This is a genomic window from Streptomyces sp. NPDC006510, from assembly GCF_040611955.1.
GTDB lineage: Bacteria > Actinomycetota > Actinomycetes > Streptomycetales > Streptomycetaceae > Streptomyces.
Genome location: NZ_JBEXPH010000375.1, coordinates 1 through 3558, shown reverse-complemented (window position 1 = coordinate 3558; position 3558 = coordinate 1). Strand labels below are relative to the sequence as shown.

Genomic DNA, 3558 nt, shown 5'->3' with positions numbered 1-3558 from the left:
GGTGGAACGCGGCGAGCGGCTCGGGGTCGCCCGCCTCGGTGGCCCGGCGCAGGGCGAGAAAGCCCTCGACGGCGAGATCGCGGCGGGCGCGGGCGGCCCGTTCCTGATCCGCTTCCGAGCCGTCGACGGGCAGGGCTGCCGCCGCCCGGTAGACATCGGGGTCTGCCAGGCGATCCGGCGGCAGGGTGAGTACGGCGTCGCCCGCCTCCGGCAGCCCGCTGTTCTCCATGAGGACGACGATGCGCAGCCCGTCCTCGTTGACGAGCCTGTGGATCGTGCCCGGCGTGAACCACACCAGCGCGCCCGGTGCCAGTGGCGTCTGCCGGAATCCCGACGCGGTGAGGGTCTGCACCGAGCCCCTGCCGCCGACCACCACGTACCCCTCGGAACAGGTGAGGTGGAGATGGGGCGTCCCGCCGCGCAGTCCGTCCGCGGTGGGCCAGTCGTACACCCGCAGGTGCGACACGGCCACGGCGCCGGGCAACCCTTCGAAGGTCGGCACAGTTGCTCCTCGGTCTCTCTGCCATGCGGCCGCAGCGGTTTCGCATGCGGATTGGCAAGCGCTTTCTACGTCTGCTGCACCGTACCCGCGCGGACCGTGGACGCAACAGGTCCCGGGTGTCACGGGCTGCCCTGCGGGCCTCTGTCAGTGCTCGGGTGCAGACTGGCCCCTATCCGACACAACGGCGTTTCGGGAGGTTCGGCCATGACCGACGTACTGCTCACCGTGGGCACCCGCAAGGGACTCTTCATCGGCCGCAGGCGCGGCGGCGCGTGGGAGTTCGACGGGCCGCATTTCAATGCCCAGGCGATCTATTCGATCGCCATCGACACCCGCAGGCAGGTCCCACGCCTCCTGGTCGGCGGTGACAGCGCGCACTGGGGACCGTCGGTCTTCCACTCGGACGATCTGGGCAGGACCTGGGTCGAGCCGGAACAACCAGCCGTGAAGTTCCCCCGGTTCACCGAGACCTCGCTGGAGCGGGTCTGGCAGCTGCATCCGGCGGGCCCCGAGGCGCCCGACGTCGTGTACGCGGGGACCGAGCCCGCCGCACTGTTCCGCTCCGAGGACGGCGGGGAGTCGTTCGAGCTGGTCCGCCCGTTGTGGGAGCACCCCACGCGTTCGAAATGGGAGCCCGGCGGGGGCGGCGAGGGGCTGCACACCATCCTGACGGACCCGAGGGATGCCCGCGCCGTGACCGTCGCGGTCTCCACGGCCGGGGTGTTCCGGACCAAGGACGGCGGTGCGAGCTGGGCCCCGTCCAACAAGGGGGTGTCCGCGGTCTTCCTCCCCGACCCGGATCCGGAGTTCGGTCAGTGCGTCCACAAGGTGGCGAGGGACGCTGTCGATCCCGACCGGCTCTATCTCCAGAACCACTGGGGTGTGTTCCGGAGCGACGACTCCGGGGACAACTGGACCGACATCGGGCAGGGGCTCCCCTCGGACTTCGGATTCGCCGCGGCCGCGCATCCGCACCGCGCGGACACCGCGTACATCTTCCCGATCAACGCCGATGCCGACCGAGTGCCCGCCGAGCACCGCTGCCGGGTGTTCCGCACCGGCGATGCGGGCCGCACCTGGGAGCCGCTGTCGACGGGCCTGCCCGAGGAGACGCACTACGGCACGGTGCTGCGCGACGCGCTCTGCACGGACGACGCCGACCCTGCGGGGGTCTACTTCGGCAATCGCAACGGCGAGCTGTACGCGAGCGCGGACGACGGGGACAGCTGGCAGCAACTCGCCTCGCATCTGCCGGACGTCCTGTGCGTGCGGGCGGCGGTGCTCGACGCCTGACCACCGCCGGCCGCTCGGCATGGCCGGCACCTGACCTTCCGGTACCCCGGCCGGCGGTGTGCCGGCACCTGGCCCGCTCCGACTGGCCATCGGTCCAACTCGTCCCCCCGAAGCAGCAGTTCCGCGCAGCGTGACGCGGTCCGAGGCAACCCCTGGGCTTCGCTCTCCGTCCTCCGGGAGCGGGGGCCCCAGGAATCTCTGGGGTGTTCGAGAAGGCCGATGACCAGGAGGACCACCTTGATCCGTGTCTCGCGCACGGTTACCGCCGCACTGGCGGTACTCACCCTGACCGTGGGATGGCCGGAGCTGGCGCGCGCGTCGCCGCAACCGGCACACACACAGCGTTCCGCCGATTCCATATCCTCTGTTTCCTCCATATCCTCCGCACCCTTCTCCGCATCGCGGGGAGGGCCGGACGACCGGCTGCCGGCAGGCTGGCGGATCACCGGTACGGGAGCGGGCAAGCAGCTCGTCTGGACATCGCCCGAGCCGGTGCCCATGGGCGATGCCCGGGTCGAGTTCTTCGCCGGGGACAAGCTCCTGGGCCGGCCGGTGGCCACGCGGGACCGGCGTGCGTTCCGGCTGAAGCTCGACGGCGCACGCCTCGGGCCGGTGACGAGCCTCAAGGCGCTGGCGGGCGGACGGCGTCTCGACGCGTCCGGAGCCCGGCGGGCCCCGGACGCCCACAGGACCACCGAGGCGGCGCAGCCTGTGGCGCCCTTTCCGGCGAACCCGGTCGACCCAGGAGTACCGGGCAAGTACCGGACGGTCAGCGGTGAGTACGCCCTGAAGTCGGTGCGGTTGCCCGGCTTCACCGCCCCGGTGGAGATGCGCGCCGCGGTGGTGTCACCGGTCGGCGCGCCGGGACGGCGGCCGCTCGCGCTGTTCCTGCATGGCCGGCACTACACGTGTTTCAACGCCAAGGGCGACCAGGGCATGTCCTGGCCCTGCGAGGCGGGCACGCAGCCGGTGCCGAGCCATCGGGGCTATCTGCGCGACCAGAAGCTCCTGGCCTCCCAGGGCTATGTCACGGTGTCCATCTCGGCCAACGGGATAAACGGGCAGGACGACGTCGCCGACGACGGTGGCGCCCAGGCCCGCTCGTCCCTGGTGCGGCTGCACCTCGCCCGTTGGGCGGACTGGTCCCGAAATCGGGCCGGGGCACCCGCGGCCGTGCGCGCCGCGCCGTCGGCCGACATGTCCGAGGTGCTGCTCGTCGGCCACTCCCGGGGCGGAGAAGGCGTCAACCGGGCCGCGCTCGACAGCCTCTACCGACCGCCCGCGGACCAGGACGGCTACCGGGGCCCGGTGCGCTGGCGCATTCGCGGCACCGTCCTGATCGGTCCCACCATCTTCGGGCAGAACCCCGTTCCCGATGTGCCGTCCATGACCATCCTGCCGGGCTGCGACGGCGATGTGTCCGATCTCCAGGGCCAGATCTATGTCGACGGCACACGCGGCGTCAGCCGCGGCGCCGCACTGCACAGCGCCGTCTACATGGTCGGCGCCAACCACAACTTCTTCAACAGCGAGTGGACGCCGGGGCAGGCGGAGGCGCCCGCCGACGACGACTTCTGGGACGGCGACACTCCGGACCCGGTGTGCACCCCGGGCAAGAAGGCCCGGCTCACCGCCACTCGGCAACAGGCCGCCGGAGCCACGTACATCGCGGCGGCAGCCCGGCTGTTCGTCGCGGGCGACGACCGGGTACGCCCGCTGCTGGACGGCTCGGACCGGCGCGCGCCCTCGGCCGGCCCGGCACG

Annotated in this window: 2 protein-coding genes and 1 pseudogene; 2 read left to right on the top strand and 1 reads right to left on the bottom strand. The window is 71.9% G+C overall.

The features are described from left to right. The coding region (locus tag ABZY11_RS43525; RefSeq protein WP_356484475.1) for a cupin at positions 1 to 502 on the bottom strand (502 nt) is incomplete at its 3' end. Between the two features lie 204 nt (positions 503 to 706). Here ABZY11_RS43525 and ABZY11_RS43520 point away from each other — a divergent pair. Further along, entirely contained in the window at positions 707 to 1795 is a 1089-nt protein-coding gene (locus tag ABZY11_RS43520) for an exo-alpha-sialidase (protein ID WP_356484474.1), read from the top strand. A 237-nt stretch (positions 1796 to 2032) separates the two neighbouring features. Next, positions 2033 to 3558 (top strand): annotated as a pseudogene (locus ABZY11_RS43515) (hypothetical protein); the annotation flags it as partial.

Excerpts from the sequence above, each read along its gene's own strand:
- ABZY11_RS43520 (WP_356484474.1), top strand. The coding sequence starts at position 707 with ATGACCGACGTACTGCTCACCGTGGGCACCCGCAAGGGACTCTTCATC.